A 22,638-nucleotide genomic window follows, 5' to 3' on the forward strand; every position below is an offset into this window, starting at 1 on the left:
TTCAGTCCTGGTGAATACGCTGCTTGAAAGTCCGCGCGATGGCCTGCACGCCGGGTTGGTAATCGGACTGCTCGATGGCGGCCAGTGCGAGTTCAAGGGCTTTATCGGCGATCAACTGATGCTGCTGAGCCATGGCGTTGACCGGCAGCGGCAGGAAGTCCAGCAACTGCGTGTCGCCGAACGTACCCAGGCGCAACGGACGGGTTTTTAGCGGATAGTCGTGCAAGGCATCGAACACACCCTGAAGCAGCACGTAGGAGGTGGTCACCAGAGCATTCGGCAGATGTCCCAGACGCTGGAGCATTTCTTCCATCAACTGCTTGCCGCACTCGCGGCTGAACGACTCGCCGTGCTCGATCAATACCTCGCCCTGGAACCCGTCCAGCGCTTGTTTGAAGCCGGCTGCGCGTTCCTGGCTGATGCTCAACTCGGGGCGCGCGCCGATCAAGGCGATCTGCTTGGGCAACGGGTCCAGTAGACTGCGGGTCAAGTGCAGGCTGGCCTCGCGGTCATCACTGATCACCGAGCAGAAATGCTCGGGCTCCATGACCCGGTCGATGGCGATGATCGGAATACCTTTGGCCTGCAACTGGCGATAGCTGTCATCACCCGTCGGCAGGCAACTGGCGACGATTAGCGCATCGCAGCGCCGGGCACGGAACAGTTGCAGCAATTGCCGTTCACTGTCCGGCGCATCGTCGGAACTGGCGATCAGCAACTGATAACCGCGCGCCCGGGCACCTTGTTCCAGCAGTTTGGCGATTCGTGCGTAACTGGGGTTTTCCAGGTCCGGCAGAATAAAACCCAAGGTGCGCGTGTGCCGACTGCGCAACCCGGCCGCTTGAGGATTGGGCGTAAAGCCGTGTTGTTCGACGACCGCGCGTACGCGCTCGACAGTGGCACTGCTGATGCGTTGCTGTTCGGCCTTGCCATTAATGACATAACTGGCGGTGGTAACGGATACACCGGCCAACTGTGCGATATCACTGAGTTTCAACTCGGGGTTTCCTTGTTTTTCGGCCGACATTTTCGCCAATCCTACCCGAATCAGGCAGACAACTAATGTCCAAGCACATCCGACAAGTTGGGCTTCAAGGATGAGGCATTATCGAGTAACGTGACAAGTATTCTAGATTAAACGTTTCAGCAGGCGTATTTTCGGGGCTGTAAGTACCTTTGGCCGGTTCTGCCGTGAAACCGCCAAAAGTGAAGATCAGGCGCCTAAGCTGATTCATTCAAAACAATACCTGGCGTCATCAGACGCCAAAAAGGAGAAAGCATGCTCGAGCTCACCATAGAGCAGATTTCCATGGGCCAGTCGGCTGTGGATAAGTCCGCTGCGTTACAGCTATTGGCCGAGCATCTGGTCGCCGATGGCTTGGTTGCCGAGGGGTATCTGGCCGGTTTGCAGGCGCGTGAAGCTCAGGGCTCGACCTTTCTCGGACAAGGTATTGCCATCCCCCACGGTACACCGCAAACCCGCGACCTGGTGTTTTCCACCGGCGTGCGGCTGATGCAGTTCCCCGAGGGCGTGGATTGGGGGGACGGCCAGATCGTTTACCTGGCGATCGGTATCGCGGCCAAGTCCGATGAGCATTTGCGTTTGTTGCAACTGTTGACCCGCGCCCTCGGCGAAACCGATCTGGGCCAGGCCTTGCGCCGTGCGAGTTCCGCCGAAGCCTTGTTGAAACTGCTGCAAGGCGCGCCGCAGGAGTTGGCGCTGGATGCACAGATGATTGGCCTGGGTGTGTCCGCCGATGACTTCGAAGAACTGGTCTGGCGCGGTGCACGTTTGCTGCGCCAGGCCGATTGCGTGAGCAACGGTTTCTCCGCCGTGTTGCAACAGGTCGAAGCGTTGCCGCTGGGCGACGGCTTGTGGTGGTTGCACAGCGAGCAAACGGTCAAGCGCCCTGGCCTGGCCTTCGTCACCCCAGACAAACCGATACGCTACCTCGGCCAGCCGCTCAGCGGCCTGTTCTGCCTGGCCAGCCTCGGTGAAGCCCATCAGGCCTTGCTCGAACGTCTATGTGCGTTGCTGATTGAGGGTCGCGGGCACGAACTGGGACGCGCCACCAGCAGCCGTAAAGTGCTCGAAGTCCTCGGCGGCGAACTGCCGGCGGATTGGCCTAGCGCGCGCATCGCCCTGGCCAACGCCCATGGTTTGCATGCGCGCCCGGCGAAGATCCTCGCGCAACTAGCGAAAAGTTTTGAAGGTGAAATTCGCGTACGCATCGTCGACGGCCAGGACAGCGCGGTGTCGGTAAAAAGCTTGAGCAAACTGCTCAGCCTCGGCGCCCATCGGGGCCAGGTGCTCGAATTCGTTGCCGAACCGAGCATTGCCGCCGATGCCTTGCCGGCCCTGTTGGCTGCCATCGAAGAAGGCCTCGGTGAAGAGGTCGAGCCATTGCCGGCGGTGAGCCAACAGCGCGAAGAAGTCGCCGATGAGGCCGAAGTGCTGCTCGCCCCGGCGTCCGGCAGTGTGGTTCAAGCCATCGCCGCGGCCCCGGGCATTGCCATCGGCCCGGCGCATATTCAGGTGCTGCCAATCATCGATTATCCGCTGCGCGGTGAGTCTGCCGGCATAGAGCGCGAGCGTCTCAAACACGCATTGGCGCAGGTGCGTCGCGACATCGACGGCTTGATCGAACGCAGCAAGTCCAAGGCCATCCGCGAGATTTTCATCACCCACCAGGAAATGCTCGACGACCCGGAACTGACCGATGAAGTCGACACCCGCCTCAAGCAAGGCGAAAGCGCCGAGGCGGCGTGGATGGCGGTGATCGAAGCGGCGGCCAAACAACAGGAATCGTTGCAGGATGCGTTGCTCGCCGAGCGTGCGGCTGATTTACGCGACATCGGCCGGCGCGTGCTGGCGCAATTGAGCGGCGTCGAAACACCGAGCGAGCCGGACCAGCCTTACATTCTGGTGATGGACGAAGTGGGGCCGTCCGATGTGGCGCGTCTCGATCCGGCTCGCGTCGCCGGCATTCTCACTGCTCGCGGCGGCGCGACAGCCCACAGCGCCATTGTCGCTCGAGCGCTGGGTATTCCGGCGCTGGTCGGTGCCGGGGCGGCCGTGTTGCTGCTGGCGCCGGGTACGCCATTGCTGATTGACGGCCAGCGCGGCCGCCTGCATGTGGACGCTGATGCGCTGACCTTGCAGCGCGCCACCGAAGAGCGCGATACCCGCGAACAGCGCCTGAAAGTGGCCGCAGAACTACGTCATCAACCGGCGCTGACCACCGACGGTCACGCGGTCGAAGTGTTTGCCAACATTGGCGAAAGCGCGGGCGTCACCAGCGCGGTGGAGCAGGGCGCCGAAGGCATTGGCTTATTGCGCACCGAACTGATTTTCATGGCCCACTCGCAGGCGCCGGACGAGGCCACTCAGGAAGTCGAATACCGCCGCGTCCTCGACGGCTTGGCCGGTCGGCCGCTGGTGGTGCGAACCCTCGACGTCGGTGGCGACAAACCGCTGCCGTATTGGCCCATCGCCAAGGAAGAAAATCCGTTCCTCGGCGTGCGTGGCATTCGCCTGACACTGCAACGCCCGAAAATCATGGAAGCGCAATTGCGCGCCTTGCTGCGGGCCGCCGACAACCGTGCGCTGCGGATCATGTTTCCGATGGTGGGCAGCGTCGATGAATGGCGTCAGGCGCGGGACATGACTGAACGCTTGCGTCTGGAAATTCCGGTCGCCGACTTGCAACTGGGGATCATGATCGAAGTGCCATCGGCCGCCTTGCTGGCGCCGGTGCTGGCCAAAGAGGTCGATTTCTTCAGCGTCGGCACCAACGACCTGACTCAATACACCTTGGCCATCGACCGTGGTCATCCGACCTTGTCCGCCCAGGCCGACGGCTTGCACCCGGCGGTGCTGCAACTGATCGACATCACCGTGCGCGCGGCGCATGCCCATGGCAAATGGGTCGGTGTCTGCGGCGAACTGGCGGCCGATCCGCTGGCGGTGCCGGTGTTGGTCGGACTCGGTGTGGACGAACTCAGCGTGTCGGGCCGCAGCATTGCCGAGGTCAAGGCGCGCATTCGTGAACTCAGCCTCGCCCAGACCCAAATTCTCGCCCGACAGGCCCTGGCCGTGGGCAGCGCCAATGAAGTGCGCGCATTAGTGGAGGCTCTGTAATGGCCCGGATTTTAACCCTGACCCTCAACCCGGCGCTGGATCTCACCGTCCAGTTGCCGCGCCTGGTGCCCGGTCAGGTCAACCGCAGCGATGCCATGCACACCCACGCCGCCGGTAAAGGCGTGAACGTGGCGCAAGTGCTGGCGGACCTAGGTCATCAGGTGACCGTCAGCGGATTCCTCGGGGAGGACAATCTTCAGGCGTTCGAAACCCTGTTTGCCAAACGCGGTTTTGTCGACGCGTTCATCCGTGTTCCCGGCGAGACTCGCAGCAACATCAAACTGGCGGAAAGCGACGGGCGCATCACCGACCTCAACGGTCCGGGGCCGAGGGTCAGTGAAGCCGCGCAGCAGGCGTTGTTTGACCGGCTCGTGCAGATTGCGCCAGGTCATGATGTGGTCGTCGTCGCCGGAAGCTTGCCGCTAGGCGTTAGTGCGCACTGGTTGCAGGCGTTGATTGTGCGCCTGAAAAAACTCGGGTTGAACGTCGCCCTCGACACCAGCGGTGAAGCGTTGCGTGTGGCGCTCAAGGCCGGACCGTGGCTGATTAAACCGAACACCGAAGAGCTGGCCGATGTGCTGGACTGCGAGGTCGTTTCGGTTGCGGCACAGGCCGAAGCTGCGAGCCGTTTGCACGCTCAAGGCATCGAGCACGTGGTGATTTCGCACGGGGCTGATGGCGTGAACTGGTTCAGTGTCGGTTCGGCGCTGCATGCCACGCCGCCCAAGGTCAGCGTCGCCAGCACGGTGGGCGCGGGCGATTCGTTATTGGCCGGCATGCTGCATGGATTGCTCAGCGCCGATACGCCAGAACAGACCCTGCGCACCGCCACGGCGATTGCCGCGATGGCGGTCACCCAGATCGGTTTCGGCATCGGCGATGCCGCGCAATTGGCGCAGCTCGAACAGGGTGTGCGCGTGCGCGTCCTGACAGAACAATAAGAGGGTTTGTGATGAAGTTAGCCATTGTTACGGCCTGCCCGAACGGCATGGTTACCAGTGTGCTGTGCGCACGCTTGCTCGATGCGGCGGCTCAGCGTCAGGGCTGGATGACCTGCGTCGAAGTGGTGGATGCGGCGCATCCGGAGCGGCAACTGTCGGCGGCCACAATCGAGGGCGCCGAGTGGGTGTTGCTGGTGACCAGCGCGCCGGTGGACATGACTCGATTTGTCGGCAAGCGCGTTTACCAGAGCACCCCGGCGCAAGCCCTGCAAGATGTTGAAGCGGTGCTGCGACGCGGCGCTGAAGAAGCTCAGATGTACGCTGCCCCCGAAGTGGTCGCCGAGCCCGTCGCCCCCACGAAAAACGCGCCACGACTGGTCGCGGTCACCGCATGCCCGACCGGCGTCGCACACACGTTCATGGCCGCTGAAGCCTTGCAACAAGCGGCCAAGCGTCTGGGTTATGACCTGCAAGTAGAAACCCAGGGCTCGGTCGGCGCGCGCAATCCGTTGAGCGCGGCGGTGATTGCCGATGCCGATGTGGTGCTGTTGGCTTGTGATATCGAAGTCGCCACCGAGCGTTTCGCCGGCAAGAAGATTTACCGCTGCGGCACCGGCACTGCGCTGAAACACGCCGAAGCGACGCTGAACAAAGCGCTGGCCGAAGGTCGGCAGGAAACTGCGGCCATCGGCTCCAAAGGCCCGGCCAAGCAAGAGAAGACGGGAGTCTACAAACACCTGCTGACCGGCGTGTCATTCATGCTGCCGATGGTGGTGGCGGGCGGGTTGATGATTGCCTTGTCCTTTGTATTCGGCATCACCGCGTTCAAGGAGCAGGGCACGCTCGCGGCAGCGCTGATGCAGATTGGCGGTGAGACTGCGTTCAAATTGATGGTGCCGCTGCTGGCGGGCTACATCGCCTACTCGATTGCCGACCGGCCTGGCCTGGCGCCCGGGATGATCGGCGGTATGTTGGCGAGCACCCTGGGGGCCGGTTTTATCGGCGGGATCATTGCCGGTTTCATCGCCGGTTATGCCGCTCAGGCGATCAACCGCTACGCGCGTTTGCCGCAAAGTCTTGAGGCACTGAAGCCGATTCTGATCATCCCGTTGCTGGCGAGCCTGTTCACCGGTCTGGTGATGATTTACGTGGTTGGCAAACCGGTGGCCGGGATGCTCGAAGGGCTGACGCACTTCCTCGACAGCATGGGCACCACCAACGCGATTCTGCTCGGTGTGTTGCTGGGCGGCATGATGTGCGTCGACCTTGGCGGGCCGATCAACAAGGCGGCTTACGCGTTCTCGGTCGGGCTGCTGGCTTCGCAGAGTTATGCACCGATGGCCGCGACCATGGCTGCCGGCATGGTGCCGCCGATTGGCCTGGGCATCGCCACGTTCATCGCGCGACGCAAGTTTGCCCAAACTGAGCGTGAAGCCGGTAAGGCGGCGCTGGTGCTGGGGTTGTGCTTCATCTCTGAAGGGGCGATTCCGTTTGCTGCGAAAGACCCGTTGCGGGTGATCCCGGCGAGCATTGCCGGTGGCGCGCTGGCCGGGGCATTGTCGATGTATTTCGGCTGCAAACTGATGGCGCCGCATGGCGGTTTGTTTGTGCTCGCGATCCCGAATGCGATCAACCATGCGCTGTTGTATCTGCTGGCGATAGTCGCCGGGAGTTTGCTGACGGCAGTGGCGTATGCGCTGCTCAAACGGCCTGAGGCGGTCGAACTGGCGCTAGAGCCCGCCAGCGCCTGACACCAAACCCCTGTAGGAGCCGAGCTTGCTCGCGATGACGGTGCAACAGTCAGCATTTTCGTTGAATTTTAAACCGTCATCGTCGGAACGCCGCCCGGAGCAAGCTCGGCTCCTACAGGGGGCGTGTCACAGTCATTTATGTTTTTCCGTTTCAGGGAGAACGCCATGAGCGAATTCGACCTCGGTCGCCGTCGTGTCATGCAGGCGGTGGGTGCCGGGCTGCTGTTGCCGGGGCTTGCGCCGGCCGTGATCGCCTCGGTCAAGGATCGTCCGCAGCTCACCGACGGTGTGCAGTCCGGCGACGTGCTGGGTGACCGGGCGATGGTCTGGAGCCGCAGCGACCGCCCGGCGCGGATGGTCGTGGAATGGGATACCCGCAGCCTGTTCAGTAACCCGCGCCGATTTGTCTCGCCGCTGGCCGATGCCCGCACCGATTTCACTGCGCGTGTCGAACTCACCGGGTTGCCCGCCGATCAGGCGATTTTCTATCGCGTGACCTTCGAGGACGCTCAAAGCGGTGTCGCCAGCGAACCCTGGTTCGGCCATTTGCGCAGCGTGCCGCAAACCCGCCGTGACATTCGTTTTGTCTGGAGTGGCGACACCGCCGGCCAAGGCTTCGGTATCAACCCGGACATCGGCGGCATGCGCATCTATGAAGCCATGCGTTTGCGTCTGCCGGACTTCTTTATCCACAGCGGCGACACGATCTACGCCGACAGCCCGGTACCTGCGCAACTGACCACCGAAAACGGTCGGGTGTGGCGCAACATCACCAGCGAAGCCAAGAGCAAGGTCGCGCAAAACCTCGACGATTTTCGGGGCAATTACCGCTACAACCTGATGGACGAAAACATCCGCCGCTTCAATGCCGAGGTGCCGCAGATCTGGCAATGGGACGACCACGAGGTGGTGAACAACTGGTCGCCGGGCAAGCAACTCGATATGCGTTATCAAGAGAAAGATATCCACAGCCTGGTGGGCCGCGCGCGTCAGGCCTGGCTCGAATATGCACCGATGCGCTTGCAGAGCGCCGACAACGGCGGGCGGATTTATCGCAAGCTCGGCTATGGGCCGCTGCTCGATGTGTTTGTGCTCGACATGCGCAGTTATCGCGGCGCTAACGATGACAACCTCGGCGCTGCCAAACCCTTTCTCGGCCGTGAGCAACTGGACTGGCTCAAGCAGGCATTGAAAGGCTCGCGAGCGCAGTGGAAAGTCATCGCCGCCGACATGTCGATTGGCCTTGGCGCGCCCGACGGTGAGGTCAGCCCCGGCGTGACGCGGTGGGAAGCGGTGGCCAATGGTGATCCGGGACCGGCCCAAGGACGTGAACTGGAAATCGCTGAACTGTTGGGATTCTTGCGGGCGCAGCAAGTGCGAAATTTCGTATTTTTGACGGCGGATGTGCACTACTGCGCGGCTCATCATTACCACCCGGATCGTGCCGCGTTCCAGGACTTTGAGCCGTTTTGGGAGTTTGTCGCAGGGCCCTTGAACGCAGGGAGTTTTGGGCCGGATTCGCTGGATATGACGTTCGGGCCTGAGGTGGTATTCGAAAAGGCATCGCCTACGCAGAACGCCTCGCCGTTTGCCGGATTTCAGTTCTTTGGCGAGGTGAACATTGACGGGCAGACAGGGGAGATGAGGGTGGTGTTGCGGGATCTGGATGGGGTTAGTGTGTTTGAGCAGAAGGTGCAGCCGGTTTGAGAGGGCTGCGCACTTTCTTTGATCCACCACTGAACCAATGTGGGAGCGAGCTTGCTCGCGATTGCGGTACAACAACCAACAGATGTGTTGAATGTTAAACCGTCATCGCGAGCAAGCTCGCTCCCACAAGGGAGATTGGTGGTGTCAGTAGACGTCGCGGCGGTAGCGGCCCTGTTCGATCAGGCGATCTACCTCAGCAATCCCGAGCACTTCGTTGAGCACGTGATCGACACCCGATGCCATTCCTTGCAAGCTGCCGCAGATGTAGATGACGGCGCCATCAGCCAGCCATTTCTTCAGCTCATCCGCTGACTCACGCAGTCGATCCTGCACATAAATCTTCTCGGCCTGATCCCGTGAGAACGCCAGGTCGAGTCGCTCCAGATCGCCCGAAATCAACCACTCCTCCAGCTCATCGCGGCACAGGTAATCGTGTTCCCGATTACGTTCGCCAAACAACAGCCAATGCCGTTGCTGCCCATCGGCAATCCGCGCCTTGAGCAAACTGCGCAGCCCAGCCAGGCCGGTGCCGTTGCCCAGCAGGATCATCGGCACCGGCTCGGCCGGTAGATGGAATCCACTGTTGCGCCGCACTCGCAGGCTGATGGTACCGCCCACGGGTGCGTGTTCGGTCAGCCAGCCGGAGCCGATGCCCAGGCTGCCGTCGGCGTGCATTTCCTGACGCACGATCAGTTCCAGAATGCCGTCAGCCGCAATCGAGGCGATGGAGTATTCGCGCATGGCCAATGGCACCAATGCATCGAGTAATGCCTGAGCATGCAGGCCGACCAGGTGGGCTCTGTTTTCCGGTAGCTGGCGCGTGGCGAGCGCTTGCTCCAGAGGTTGTGACAAGCCATCAAACGCCACCGAAGCACGACCGTCGATCCCCAGGCCATCGAGGAAGTGATCGATGGCCCACGGGCAATTACGCGGCAGCACTTCCACCAGATCACCGGCCAGCCAACTGCTGGTAGACGGGTCGGTGAGACCCAGCAAGTACACGGGCGAACCGCTGCTGTCCGGGTTCATCAAGTCGCGGCGGGTCAGTGTCCAGTTGTCGTAACTCGGTGCTTGCCAGGTGTCGACCGGTGTTTGCCCGGTCAACAGGCCCAGTTGTTGCTGCCAGTGACGCAAAGCGTACGGGTCGCCGCTGTCGACTTCCACCGGCGCGAACAAAGTCTTGCCGCCATGCTCACCCAACCAGGTGTGCAAGCGTCGGGCGAAGCCGCAGAAGTGTTGATACTGGCGATCACCGAGGCCCAGTACCGCATAGTTCAGGCTTTGCAGGCTCGACGCCCGACCCAGCACCTTACGTTCGAACCCGCGGGCACTGTCCGGCGCTTCGCCATCACCGAAGGTGCTGACCACGAATAGCGCATTACTGGAATCCAGCAAATCCTGTTCGCTGACACTCGCCAGCGGCTGCACGTTCACCGGCAGTCCGGCGGCCTGCAATTGCCCCGCTGTCTGCCACGCCAGTTGCTCGGCGAAACCGCTTTGGCTGGCGAAGCCGATCAGCCACGCCGGCGCATCGCTGCCCGGTTGTTCGAGGCCTTTGCGTGCGTCCTTGATTTGCTTTTTCTTGCGCCGACGATCCAGGTACAGCAACCAGCCCGTGACGAAAAACAACGGCATGGTCAGCGCGGTAATCGTCAGTATGATTCGCCCGACAATGCCGAAGTAGCTACCGACGTGCAGCGCATAAATGCTGGTCAGCCATTGCGCCTTGAGGCTCTTGTCACTGTAACGATCATGCTGCTTGATGATGCCGGTCACCGGATCGAGGGTGATCTGGTTCATGGCACGGTCGTGGGGGGATGTTTTCAGCAGGTAGAACACGGTCGCCGGCTGACCGGCCACTGGCGGCATACGGACGTTGTAAGCACTGAGTGCCGGGCCCGCGGCGCTGTAGACGCTGCTCCAGATCGCCGCGTAGTCGGCGGTCGGTGCCGGACCGCTCGGCGCAGGACCGCGACCACCGCGCGCGCGCTCGTTTTGCGGTGCGTCGGACAGCAAACGGGTCAGGCCTTTGTTGTACCACTCATACGACCAGGACAACCCGGTCAGCGCCGCAAAGAGGTAAAACACCAGGCACCAGGTGCCGGCCACCGAGTGCAAATCCCAGTTGAAGCTACGACCCTTTTTCTTCCAGTCCAGGGTCAGCCAGGCACGCCAGCTTTTCCACTGGCGCGGCCAGCGCAGGTACAGACCGGACAAGCAAAAGAACACCAGAATCAGCGTGCACGCGCCGGTGATGTTGCGACCGGTGTCGCCCATGGCGAGAAAACGGTGCAGTTGCAGCACGAAGCCGAAGAAATCCTGGCCGGTGGCGTCGCCCATGAACTCGGCGGTGTACGGATCGAAGTAGCGCATCTCGCCACGGCGTTGGCCCGGTGGAGGCGTGAAAAACACCTTGGCCGCATTGCCACTGTCGGTCTCGACGAAGAGCATCGAGACTTTTTTGCCGGACGCGTCTTCGATGTGCTCGACCAGTTCGACGGGCGGCAGGACGCCAGCAACCTGCTTCTCGACCTGCAACACGGAAGGGTTCAACACACTCAGGATTTCATCCTGAAACGATACCGTTGCCCCGGTGATGCCCATCAGGGCCAGGACCAGCCCGGCGCTGATGCCGAAAAACCAGTGCAACTGGAACAGGGTTTTCTTCAACACGTCGCTCGCCTTGTTCGTTCAAAAAGTGTCATCACGGCGCGTATTATGCCGTGGGTTGTCGAGAAGCATTCTTTTTTACGCACAAAAGCCCCGTTCATGTAGATGAACGGGGCCTGGCGTTTTGCCGGCCACTCTATGTGGGAGCGAGCCTGCTCGCGAAGGCTATGTGAGCCGCAATAGATTGAGTGCGACAGACACCGTATTCGCGAGCAAGCTCGCTCCCACATTGATCAGAAGTGGAAGTTAGTGCTCAGCAATGCCGTACGGCCCGGCGCCTGGTTGGCGAAGTGGGTCGAGAAGGCTTTGTCGTAATACGTTTCGTTGGTCAGGTTCTGCACGTTCAGTTGCAGGTCGATGTTTTTGGTCAACTTGTAGGCCGCCATTGCGTCGTAACGAACGTAGGATTCAACCATGGTGGTGTTGGCCACGTTGCCGAATACGTCGTCGACATAGAACGCACCGCCACCGACAGTCAGCCTCGGCATGACCTGATAGGTCGTCCACACGCTGGCGCTGTTTTTCGGCGTGTTAGGCAGTTCGTTGCCATCGTTGACTGCACCCAGCGGGCCGCCGTCGATTTGCTCGCTGTCCATGTAGGCGTAGCCGGCGAACACCTGCCATTTGTCGGTGATCCTGCCGGTGGCCGACAGCTCGACACCTTGAACGCGGGTTTTGCCGACGTTTTCAAACGTCGTTGTGTTGACTTGAACGCGGGCGTTATCTTTTTCGGTGCGGAAGATATCGGCGGTCAGCGACAGCTGATCATTCATCAGGTCCCACTTGGTACCGATTTCGTAGTTCTTGGTGGTTTCCGGTTCCATGTCGCTTTTCAGCAGGTTGCCGTTGCGATCCGGTGTGCCACCCAACGGGTTGCCTTCCGCACCATCACCCAGGGTGTTGCCCGGTGGCGTGGCAGACGTCGCGTAGGACGCATAGATGCTGCCGTTTTCCGCCGGTTTGTACACAACGCCGAACTGACCGGTGACGAATTCGCTGGTGTCATCGCCCTTGGACGTGGTCACGCTCGAACCGTTGAAGGTTTTGTAGTCGGTGTCGAAATGGTCGTAACGCAGACCCATGTTCAACAACCACTGCTGGGACAACTCCAGGGTGTCGAACACATACATCGCGTACGTGTTGGCCTTGGTGTCGGTGCCGGCATAGTTACGCGAGATCGCACCGTTCCATGGATCGTTCGGGTTCGGGTTGGACAGCGAGGTGCAGTTGTAACCGCTTGGTGCGCCGATAATCGCAGGGTTGCAGTTGAAGCTTGGAGGAGGCGTTGTCGTCAGCGGCGTAGTGTCGGTGTTGACGTTGTACGAAGATTTCTGGCTCTCCTCGTGGGTGTACTCGATGCCGGTGGCGTAGCTGTTCTTGAACCCGGCGATGTAGATGTCACCAAACAGATCGGTCTGGTTAGTCGTGGTCTCGGTGTTGCTGACCCGGGTGTTGGCCCGACGCCAGACGGTGCCATTGTTGACGTTGCCCTTGCTGTCGTCCGGCTGGGTCAGGATGTAATCCTGCATGCTGGAACCGTGACGCAAGGTGTTCTTGACGGTCATCGCGTCGTTCAGATCGTGTTCGATGGTAAAGGTCGCGGTGTCGGTGCGGCCCTTGCGGAAGTCACGGTCATTGAGGCCGTAGAAGTTTGTGCTGTCGCCGCCGTCGTCCGGTTTGTCCGGGTTGGATTTAGTGCGGGCAGCCGAACCTGCAGCCGGAATGGAGTAAGGAATGCCCGAATCCGGCGTGTCGTTATTTTCCAGGTGGTAGTAATCGAGGTTGACGCGGGTGTCAGTGCCCAGGCCGAAAGCCAGCGATGGCGCGACGCCCCAGCGGTCGTAGTCGACGCTGTCACGGCCAGCGACGTTGCTTTCGTGGCTCAACAGGTTCAGACGGCCTGCGGCGGTGTCGTTGAACTGATAGTTGCCGTCCACGGTGTAACGCTGGGTCTGGTCCGAACCCCAGGTAAAACCACCATCAAACGAGTTGCCCAAGTGAGCCTTTTTGCTCACCAGGTTGATGGTGCCGCCAGCAGCGCCACGGCCACCCATGGCCGAGTTCGGGCCTTTACTGACTTCAATCGATTCGACGGCGAAGATCTCGCGGCTCTGCGAACCGGTGTCGCGCACACCGTCCAGATAAGTATCGCCCTGCGCGTCGAAACCACGAATGAACGGACGGTCGCCTTGCGGGTTGCCACCTTCACCGGCACCGAAGGTGATGCCGGGAACGGTGCGCAGCGCGTCCTGCATATTGAGAGCGCCCGTGTCCTTGATGACTTGTTGCGGGATGACGGTGATCGAACGTGGGGTGTCGACCAGCGGCGCGGTGTACTTGGGCGAGGAGGCTTTTACGACGTTGTAGGATGTCTCGTCCTGAGCCTCGCCAGTGATGGCGGTAGCGCCCAGCGAAAGCACATTACTCGGTGCTTTTTCGTCGGCTTTTTCTGCCGCGAAAACCATGTGGCCCGCTGAGCCGGCTGTAATTGCCATACCAATGGCCGATGCGAGCAAGCGTGGTGAACTGACCGGTACGTGTGGTTGTTGACGCGACATTTTGAATTCCCCTCCCCAAGGATTTGAGGCCGCGGAATATAGGGTAGACGTGTATTGGTATCAATTGCGAAACGTTATTATTCGCGAAGAATTTACATTCTTTACAATTTAACCTTACGGTTTTTGGTGGTTCGTCCGTCGTGAGGGTTTTACAGAAGCAATAAGAATCAATACCATTAGCGCTCCTTTGGTTTCAGGTGTCTTTGCCATGCTGCTGCACATTCCCGGCTTGTTCGCGAAAGAAGAAGTGCAGCGCATTCGTGAGGCTCTGGAACAGGCCGATTGGGCGGACGGCAAGATCACCGCCGGCTATCAGTCGGCCAAGGCCAAGCACAATCTACAGCTGCCTGAAGGTCATCCACTGGCCAAGGAAGTGGGGGCGGCGATGCTCGATCGGCTGTGGAAAAATCCGTTGTTCATGTCAGCCGCGTTACCGCACAAGGTTTTTCCTCCATTGCTGAACTGCTACACCGCCGGCGGCAGTTTCGATTTTCATATCGATAATGCCGTACGCCAGCCCAAGGGCAGCATCGAGCGGGTGCGCACCGATCTTTCGGCGACGCTGTTCTTCAGCGAGCCTGCGGACTACGACGGCGGTGAACTGGAAATCCAGGACACCTTCGGCACGCAACGCGTGAAGCTGCCGGCGGGGGACATGGTTTTGTATCCCGGCACCAGCCTGCACAAGGTCAACGCCGTCACACGTGGCACGCGTTACGCCTCGTTCTTCTGGACGCAAAGTCTGGTGCGCGAAGACAGTCAGCGCGCGCTGCTGTTCGAGATGGACGGGGCGATCCAGCAGTTGACGCAGGACATGCCGGATCACCCTTCGTTGATTCGCCTCACCGGCACCTATCACAACTTGCTTCGCCGCTGGGTCGAGGTATGAGTTATCAACTGCGCCGCGAGGAAGTCCTCGACGGTGATTCGCTCAAGGTCATGCTGGAGGAAAGCCCGGCGCGCGCAGCCCAAGCGATTTTGATGGCTGCTCGCGAAGGCGTACTCGATGCTCAGGCCTTGCTGGGGCAGATTCTGCTGGATGGGAACGGCATCGCACAGGATCAGACGTTGGCGTTGCGCTGGTTCGTGATCGCCGCGCATGGCGGGCACCTGATGGCGCGCAACATGCTCGGGCGTTGTCATGAGCATGGGTGGGGTTGTGTGGCGGATGCTTCGGTTGCCGCACGGCATTACCGAATCGCGGCGCAGAGGGGGCTCGATTGGGCGATGTACAACTACGCCAACCTGCTGGCCACCGGGCGAGGAGTGGTCGAAGACCAGGCACAAGCGTTTAATCTCTATCGCCACGCGGCTGAATTGGGTCACGCGAAATCAATGAACCTGTTGGGGCGCTATCTGGAAGAAGGGCGGGTGTGTCCCGCAGCTCCGGCAGCGGCTCGCGACTGGTATCGACGTTCGGCGGTCGGTGGGGATTTCCGTGGGCAGTTCAGTTATGCCGCTGTGCTGGCCGAGCAAGGGAAGGCCGAAGAGGCGTTGGCTTGGTTGCATAAGGCATTGGCCGGTGGAAATCTGAATTTCCTGCGAGTCGCGAGCAAGAGCTTGTCAAACGCTGAGAATCCACAATTTCGCGCACTGGCACCCGAATATGCCCAACGTGTTATCGAACTTGAGCGGCAACTGACACCGCTGTAACGCAGACACAAAAAAGCCCATGACACGTCATGGGCTTTTTGATTTCTGCGGTAGCGCTTACACGTAAAACGACTTCAGCGGCGGGAAGCCATTGAATTCAACCGCGCTGTAACTGGTGGTGTAAGCACCGGTCGACAACCAGTACAAACGATCACCGATCGCCAGGTTCAGCGGCAGGCCGTACTTGTAGTTTTCGTACATGATGTCGGCGCTGTCGCAGGTCGGACCGGCGATGACCACTTCTTCCATCTCGCCTTTCTTCTCGGTCCAGATCGGGAACTTGATGGCTTCGTCCATGGTTTCGATCAGACCGGAGAACTTGCCCACATCCGTGTACACCCAGCGCTCGACGGCGGTACGGGATTTACGCGCAACCAGCACCACTTCGCTGACCAGGATGCCGGCGTTGGCGATCAGCGAACGGCCCGGCTCGAGGATGATTTCCGGCAGGTCGTCACCGAAGTCTTCCTTGAGGAAACGGATGATTTCTTCGGCGTAGGTTTCCAGGCTGTTGGTGCGGGTGATGTAGTTGGCCGGGAAGCCGCCGCCCATGTTGATCAGCTTGAGGTGAATGCCGTCTTCTTCTTTCAGGCGCTCGAAGATCACTTTGACCTTGGCGATGGCGGCGTCCCAGACGCTGATGTCGCGCTGCTGTGAGCCGACGTGGAACGAGATGCCGTAAGGCACCAGGCCCAGATCACGGGCGAGGATCAGCAGGTCCATGGCCATGTCGGTCTGGCAACCGAATTTGCGCGACAAAGGCCAGTCGGCAGTGGTCGAGCCTTCGGTGAGGATGCGCACATAGACTTTCGAACCCGGTGCAGCCTTGGCGATGTTGCGCAGGTCGGCTTCGGAGTCGGTGGCGTACAGACGCACTCCCTTCTCGTAGAAGTAGCGAATATCTTTGGATTTCTTGATGGTGTTGCCGTAGCTGATGCGATCCGGGCCGACGCCCTGGTTCATCACTTTATCGAGCTCATAGATCGACGCGATGTCGAAGTTCGAGCCTTTCTCTTTGAGCAGGTCGATGATTTCGACGGCCGGGTTGGCCTTGACCGCGTAGTAGACCTTGGCGAATTCGAAACCGGCGCGCAGGTCGTCATAGGCCTGGCTGATCATCGCGGTGTCGATCACCACGAACGGGGTTTCTTGTTTGTCGGCGAAGGCCTTCATTTTGTTGAAGGTATCGCGCGCGAAATAGTCTTCGACGTTGATCGACATGCTGGGAACTCCTACTGGCAAACTGAAATTAACAATGGGTGCAAATGAACGTCCTCCGTATCCCCACTTTGGTTCGCCTACTTCCCAAGGCATGTCGCCGAAAGCAAAAAGGCCATGGGAATCGGTGCTTTCCCTTGGCCTTGCTGTCTCGTCGTCAGTACTTGAGCCGGATGGATCGTTTCCAGCATGGACGTTCGGCGCGAACTTTAGGGCGTGAGGGGCTTGAGATCAACAAAAAATGTCGCGTTTTTACACGGTTCCGTCGTGCGGTCCCTGACAGCTACTGATGTAACCGACCTGCATGACAGTGTGATGTTCCCGTTGGATGGGTATTTGAGGGGTGTCAGAGGGATTTGTGGTGCCCCCAATCGCGGGCAAGCCTTGCTCCTACAAGTTTTGTGGCGTGCCAATTTCGTTTGCACGACACCAATCCCGTAGGAGCAAGGCTTGCCCGCGATGGCGTCAGATCAGGCCAACGCAGTCTCGGCTGGCGAAACAATACTGGTCTTGCCCCCACGGGACTTGCCAGAGCTCAAATACTCGGCAATCGACTCCTGCGTCACTTCACCCAGGAACACCCGCTCGGCATCCATCACTGGCAGCCACGAACGATTGAACTCGTACATGCGCGACAGCAGGATGCGCAAATGCTCGTCGTACGCCGCCGTGGCATTGAATTCACGCAGATACTGCGCACAAGTCCCGGTCTGACGGTGCAAATCGCGGCGACGTACATAGCCCAGTGCCTTGTTGTCAGCACAGGTGACCACGACATAACGACGGTCCAGTTCGTCCATCAACTCTAGCGCCTCGGCCACCGGCGTTTCCGGGCTCACCGACGGCGCGTTGTCCGCCGCATCCTCGGCTTTCACCAGCAACAGACGCTTGAGGGTGCTGTCCTGGCCGACGAAGTTGCTGACGAAATCATCCGCCGGGTGCGCCAGCAGGGTGTCCGGGTGATCGATCTGCAACAGTTTGCCGGCGCGGAAGATCGCAATCTTGTCGCCCAACTTGATCGCTTCGTCGATGTCGTGGCTGACCATGATCACGGTCTTGTTCAGCGCGCGCTGCATCTCGAAAAACTCGTTCTGGATCATTTCGCGGTTGATCGGGTCGACCGCGCCAAACGGTTCGTCCATCAGCAACAGTGGCGCATCGGCTGCCAGTGCACGAATCACACCGATCCGCTGCTGTTGACCGCCGGACAACTCACGCGGGTAGCGATTCAGGTACTGCTTGGGTTCGAGCTTGATCATGCTCATCAACTCGCGGGCGCGGTCGTGGCATTTCTGTTTGTCCCAGCCCAGCAGGCGCGGAACGATGGTGATGTTTTCTTCGATGGTCATGTTCGGGAACAGACCGATCTGCTGGATCACGTAGCCGATGTTGCGACGCAAGATCACTTCGTCGAGGTCGGTGGTGTCTTCGCCGTTGATCAGGATCTTGCCCGAGGTCGGTTTGATCAGGCGGTTGATCATCTTCAGCGTGGTGCTTTTGCCGCAGCCCGATGGCCCGAGGAACACACAGATTTCGCCTTCATTGACGGTCAGGCTTACCGAGTCCACGGCTTTCACATCCTTGCCGTTGCTTTGGAAGGTCTTGCTGAGGTTTTGAAGTTCGATCATTTGAGCAGTCCTTTTGGAGTCAGCGTGCGTTGCAGCCATTGCAGAAGCAGGTCGGCGAAGATGGCCAGGAGACTGACCAGCACGGCGCCGACGATCAGCATCGACATGTCGCTACGGCTGATGGAAGCGAGAATGAGGACACCGAGGCCACCGGCGCCGATGGTCGCGGCGATGGTCATGACACCGATGTTCATGACCACGGCGGTGCGCACGCCGGCCAGAATGACGGGCACGGCAATCGGCAGTTCAACCATGCGCAGGCGCTGGCCGAAGGTCATGCCGATGCCGCGCGCGGCTTCGCGAATACCCGGTTCGACGCCGGTGAGGGCGAGGTAGGTGTTACGCATGATCGGCAGCAGCGAGTACAGAAATACTGCCGTGATCGCCGGCATCGGCCCCAGGCCTTGGCCGAATTTGGAGTAGAACGGCAGCAGCAGGCCAAACAGGGCAATTGACGGCACGGTCAGCAGCACCGTGGCGCTCGCCTGCAGCGGGCCGGCGAGCGTCGGGAAACGCGTCATCAGAATGCCCAGTGGCACGCCAGCCAGAATCGCCAGGGTCACGGCGATGCCGACCAAAGTGATGTGCTGCCACGTCAGGTGCAACACCAACGGCCAGTCGAGATGGGAAAAGGCGTTTAGAAATTCCATGGCTTTTCCTTAGTTGATGGGGTGTTGGCGCAGGAAATCTGCGGCAACGGATGACGGGCTTTCGTGATCGACATCGACCCGTGCGTTGAGCTGGCGCATGGTGGCGTCATCGAACAGTTCGGCTAGCGGCTTGAGTTCTTCGGCGAGTTTCGGGTGGGCGTCGAGGTAAACCTGACGCACCACCGGCGCGGCGGTGTAGTCGGGGAAGTAGTGCTTGTCGTCTTCCAACAGTTTCAGCTTGAAGGCGTTCAAGCGACCGTCGGTGGTGTAGACCAGACCGGCAAACACCTGGCCGTTGCGCAGGGCGGTGTAGACCAGCCCGGCGTCCATCTGGCGGATGTTGTTGCGGTTCAGGTTCATGCCGTACAGGTCGACCATGCCATCCAGCCCGTCGGAACGATTGGCGAACTCAGTGTCGAGCGCCACCAGATGATTGTCCTTTTGCTCAGCCTGCAACACCGTGTTCAGCTCGCTGATGGTGTTGATCTGCGGGTAAGCCTGTGCGGTGGTTTCCGGCAGGGCCAGGGCGTAGGTGTTGCTGAACTTCGACGGGGTGAGCCAGATCAGGCCTTTTTTCGCGTCGAGATCTTTCACCTTGGCGTAGGACTGAGCGCTGTCGAGTTTGTCGGTGACATGGTTGTAAGCCACCAGCGACACGCCGGTGTATTCCCACATCAAATCCAGCTGGCCACTTTCGTGGGCGCTGCGGGCCAGGTTACTGCCCAGACCGCCGGTCACTTGGGTGTCGTAACCCTTGGTGCGCAGGTATTGGGAGGTAATTTCCGCCAGCAGGGTTTGTTCAGTGAACACCCGGGCGCCGATGCGGATCAGCGGTTTTTCAGCGGCTTGGGCAAATCCTGCGAACAGCAGGACGCAGCCTAGTAACAAGCTAATACTTTTCATGAGGTTTCCTTTGCCGAGGCTTAAGACGGGCGCAAGCCGCGTTCGAGCCAGAGGCGACTGGCGAGTGTCACCAGACCGTCGAGCAGCAAGGCCAGCAGGGCGGTGCAGGCCGCGCCGAGCAGCAGTTGCGGCTGATTGTTCAGGGCGATGCCGGGGAAAATTAGGCTGCCCAGACTATTGGCGCCGATCAGGAATGCCAGCGGTGCCGTGCCGACGTTGATCGCCAGCGCCACGCGCACGCCGCCAGTGATGATCGGCACCGCGTTCGGCAATTCGACCCGCCACAGCACTTGAGTCGGGGTCATGCCGATGCCTACGGCGGCTTCTTTCAGTGAACCCTGTACGTTTTTCAGGCCTTCATAGGTGTTGCGCACGATCGGCAACAGCGAGGCGAGGAACAGGGCGAAGATTGCAGGGCCGCTGCCGATGCCGAGGATGCCCAGGGCGATGGCCAGTACGGCGAGAGGCGGCACGGTGTTGCCGATGTTGAAGAGCTGCATGAAGCGTTCAGCGCGTCCCACCATGGTCGGGCGGCTGAGGAAGATGCCGGCGGGGATGCCCACAACAAGGGCGGCCAGCATGGAAGCGAGGACGAGAATCAGATGAGCTTGCAGGTAAAACAACAAATCGTCGCGGTAATGTTCGATCGTGTTGATGCCAATCCAGTGGACCAGCAGGGCCAGAAGGGCGACGACAACCGCTCCTCCTATTAGCCCTTTGCCATAGCGAATAGCCACAGGCGGACTCCTTTTTTCTTTGTCGGCGAACGCAGTCCCGTGTGGCTGTCCATTCCTGGCTGCCGGGAAAATCAACGTTCGCGAGAAGCAGCTCTTCATGCTGATACAACCGCATGAAATCGAGCCATAAGCGCAGCCTCGTCAGGCTAACTTGCTGATTTTTCAGCCCCTGATACGAGTGCCGTAACAGGGGAGTGGACGTCTGCACCTTTTAAAAGGTTCCATATTTAACAGCAGATAGCCACCCTTGATGCCCAACCACGTACCTGTAGGAGCCGGCTTGCTGGCGATGGGAACCCCTCGGTCTGTCCGATACACCGGGGTGATGCTTTCGCCGGCAAGCCGGCTCTTACGGAGTGATGCGGTGTTCGGTGGGCCTACGAGCGGTGGTCCGTGACAGTCGGTTTGCGCTATACTCGCCGCCCTTTTTTGAATCACCTGCCAGGCGATTTCCCATGACCAAACAGGCCGCCGAAGTCGCGAAACGCCGCACTTTCGCCATTATTTCCCACCCCGATGCCGGTAAAACCACCATCACCGAGAAGCTCTTGCTGATGGGCAAGGCGATTGCGATTGCGGGCACGGTGAAGTCTCGCAAGTCCGACCGCCATGCCACCTCCGACTGGATGGAAATGGAAAAGCAGCGTGGTATCTCGATTACCACGTCGGTCATGCAGTTCCCGTATCGCGATCACATGATCAACCTGCTCGACACCCCGGGCCACGAAGACTTCTCCGAAGACACCTACCGCACCCTGACTGCGGTGGACTCGGCCTTGATGGTTCTCGACGGCGGTAAGGGTGTAGAGCCACGGACCATCGCGCTGATGGACGTTTGCCGTCTGCGTGACACGCCGATCGTCAGCTTCATCAACAAACTCGACCGTGACATCCGCGACCCGATCGAACTGCTCGACGAAATCGAAGCGGTCCTGAAGATCAAGGCCGCGCCGATCACCTGGCCGATCGGTTGCTACCGCGACTTCAAAGGCGTTTACCACCTCGCCGACGACTACATCATCGTGTACACCGCCGGTCACGGCCACGAGCGTACCGATGTGAAAATCATCGAGAAGCTCGACTCCGATGAAGCTCGCGCGCATTTGGGCGACGAGTACGATCGCTTTGTCGATCAGCTGGAACTGGTGCAGGGCGCCTGCCACGAGTTCAATCAGCAGGAATTTCTCGACGGTCAACTGACCCCGGTGTTCTTCGGTACTGCATTGGGTAACTTCGGTGTCGATCACGTGCTCGACGCCGTGGTCAACTGGGCGCCGAAACCGCTGGCCCGTGTTGCCAACGAGCGCACCGTAGAACCGATCGAAGAGAAATTCGCCGGCTTCGTGTTCAAGATCCAGGCGAACATGGACCCGAAACACCGCGACCGCATCGCCTTCATGCGTATCTGCTCCGGCAAGTACGAAAAAGGCATGAAGATGCGTCACGTGCGCACCGGCAAAGACGTGCGGATCGGCGACGCGCTGACCTTCTTCTCCTCCGAGCGTGAGCAACTGGAAGAAGCGTTTGCCGGCGACATCATCGGTTTGCACAACCACGGCACCATCCAGATCGGCGACACCTTCACCGAAGGCGAAGTTCTGGGCTTCACCGGTATCCCGCACTTCGCCCCGGAACTGTTCCGTCGCGTACGCCTGCGTGATCCGCTGAAATCCAAGCAACTGCGTCAGGGCTTACAGCAGTTGGCGGAAGAGGGCGCGACCCAGGTGTTCTTCCCGGAACGCAGCAACGACATCATCCTCGGCGCCGTGGGTGTGCTGCAGTTCGATGTGGTCGCCAGCCGCTTGAAAGAGGAATACAAGGTTGAGTGCTCCTACGAGCCGATTACCGTTTATTCCGCGCGCTGGATCGATTGCGACGATAAGAAGAAGCTTGAGGAGTTCCGGATCAAGGCCGTGGAAAACCTTGCAGTCGACGGCGGTGGTCACCTGACCTACCTGGCCCCGACCCGGGTTAACCTGGCGTTGATGGAAGAGCGCTGGCCGGACGTGAAATTCCGTGCGACGCGTGAGCATCATTAAGCGCTGAGTCGAATCACCGAAAACCCCGTTGCGAAAGCTGCG

General features: G+C 60.0%; 15 protein-coding genes. 7 read left to right on the top strand and 8 right to left on the bottom strand.

The window, feature by feature from the left end:
- Position 1: 1 nt before the first annotated feature.
- The gene (gene cra / locus ACWGZX_RS18480; RefSeq protein WP_452629032.1) at positions 2-997 is read right to left on the bottom strand and encodes a catabolite repressor/activator; all 996 of its coding nucleotides are present in this window, start codon (positions 995-997) and stop codon (positions 2-4) included.
- A 282-nt stretch (positions 998-1,279) separates the two neighbouring features.
- Between cra and ptsP the strand changes: the two genes are divergently transcribed.
- The 4 genes from ptsP (at position 1,280) to ACWGZX_RS18500 (ending at position 8,540) form a co-directional block, all read left to right on the top strand.
- Entirely contained in the window at positions 1,280-4,141 is a 2,862-nt protein-coding gene (gene ptsP, locus ACWGZX_RS18485) for a phosphoenolpyruvate--protein phosphotransferase (protein ID WP_452624911.1), read from the top strand.
- On the top strand, positions 4,141-5,082 hold the full coding sequence (gene pfkB / locus ACWGZX_RS18490; protein WP_223516405.1) for a 1-phosphofructokinase: 942 nt from the start codon (positions 4,141-4,143) through the stop codon (positions 5,080-5,082). The genes ptsP and pfkB overlap by 1 nt, the downstream gene beginning before the upstream one ends.
- An 11-nt stretch (positions 5,083-5,093) precedes the next feature.
- On the top strand, positions 5,094-6,833 hold the full coding sequence (locus ACWGZX_RS18495; protein WP_452624912.1) for a PTS fructose-like transporter subunit IIB: 1,740 nt from the start codon (positions 5,094-5,096) through the stop codon (positions 6,831-6,833).
- A 165-nt stretch (positions 6,834-6,998) separates the two neighbouring features.
- Positions 6,999-8,540, top strand: a complete 1,542-nt coding sequence (locus ACWGZX_RS18500) for an alkaline phosphatase D family protein (protein WP_452624913.1) — start codon at positions 6,999-7,001, stop codon at positions 8,538-8,540.
- A 144-nt stretch (positions 8,541-8,684) separates the two neighbouring features.
- Here ACWGZX_RS18500 and ACWGZX_RS18505 read toward each other — a convergent pair whose 3' ends face one another.
- Positions 8,685-11,213: a PepSY domain-containing protein gene (locus ACWGZX_RS18505; protein ID WP_452624914.1), complete on the bottom strand. Its 2,529-nt coding sequence runs from the start codon at positions 11,211-11,213 to the stop codon at positions 8,685-8,687.
- A gap of 230 nt (positions 11,214-11,443) precedes the next feature.
- A complete protein-coding gene (locus ACWGZX_RS18510; protein ID WP_452624915.1) occupies positions 11,444-13,768 on the bottom strand; it encodes a TonB-dependent receptor in 2,325 nt (774 codons plus the stop codon).
- A 208-nt stretch (positions 13,769-13,976) separates the two neighbouring features.
- Between ACWGZX_RS18510 and ACWGZX_RS18515 the strand changes: the two genes are divergently transcribed.
- Both ACWGZX_RS18515 and ACWGZX_RS18520 read left to right on the top strand, forming a co-directional pair.
- Positions 13,977-14,657, top strand: coding sequence for a Fe2+-dependent dioxygenase (locus ACWGZX_RS18515; RefSeq protein WP_223516415.1), 681 nt, complete (start codon positions 13,977-13,979; stop codon positions 14,655-14,657).
- Complete coding sequence (locus tag ACWGZX_RS18520; protein WP_452624916.1) at positions 14,654-15,421, top strand: tetratricopeptide repeat protein; 768 nt, start codon at positions 14,654-14,656, stop codon at positions 15,419-15,421. The genes ACWGZX_RS18515 and ACWGZX_RS18520 overlap by 4 nt, the downstream gene beginning before the upstream one ends.
- A gap of 57 nt (positions 15,422-15,478) precedes the next feature.
- Here the strand turns inward: ACWGZX_RS18520 and ACWGZX_RS18525 are convergent, their stop codons facing one another.
- From ACWGZX_RS18525 to ACWGZX_RS18545, 5 genes are all read right to left on the bottom strand, one after another.
- On the bottom strand, positions 15,479-16,642 hold the full coding sequence (locus ACWGZX_RS18525; protein WP_027924486.1) for a type III PLP-dependent enzyme: 1,164 nt from the start codon (positions 16,640-16,642) through the stop codon (positions 15,479-15,481).
- Positions 16,643-17,109: 467 nt separating this feature from the next.
- A complete protein-coding gene (locus tag ACWGZX_RS18530; RefSeq protein ID WP_452624917.1) occupies positions 17,110-18,267 on the bottom strand; it encodes an osmoprotectant ABC transporter ATP-binding protein OsmV in 1,158 nt (385 codons plus the stop codon).
- On the bottom strand, positions 18,264-18,917 hold the full coding sequence (locus tag ACWGZX_RS18535; RefSeq protein ID WP_452624918.1) for an ABC transporter permease: 654 nt from the start codon (positions 18,915-18,917) through the stop codon (positions 18,264-18,266). The genes ACWGZX_RS18530 and ACWGZX_RS18535 overlap by 4 nt, the downstream gene beginning before the upstream one ends.
- Before the next feature lie 9 nt (positions 18,918-18,926).
- A complete protein-coding gene (locus tag ACWGZX_RS18540) occupies positions 18,927-19,820 on the bottom strand; it encodes a glycine betaine ABC transporter substrate-binding protein (RefSeq protein WP_452624919.1) in 894 nt (297 codons plus the stop codon).
- A 20-nt stretch (positions 19,821-19,840) separates the two neighbouring features.
- A complete protein-coding gene (locus ACWGZX_RS18545; RefSeq protein ID WP_452624920.1) occupies positions 19,841-20,557 on the bottom strand; it encodes an ABC transporter permease in 717 nt (238 codons plus the stop codon).
- Between the two features lie 455 nt (positions 20,558-21,012).
- Here ACWGZX_RS18545 and ACWGZX_RS18550 point away from each other — a divergent pair, with 455 nt between their 5' ends.
- Positions 21,013-22,596: a peptide chain release factor 3 gene (locus ACWGZX_RS18550; protein WP_452624921.1), complete on the top strand. Its 1,584-nt coding sequence runs from the start codon at positions 21,013-21,015 to the stop codon at positions 22,594-22,596.
- Positions 22,597-22,638: the final 42 nt, after the last annotated feature.

The sequence above is a fragment of the Pseudomonas sp. CLCA07 genome, from assembly GCF_053615335.1.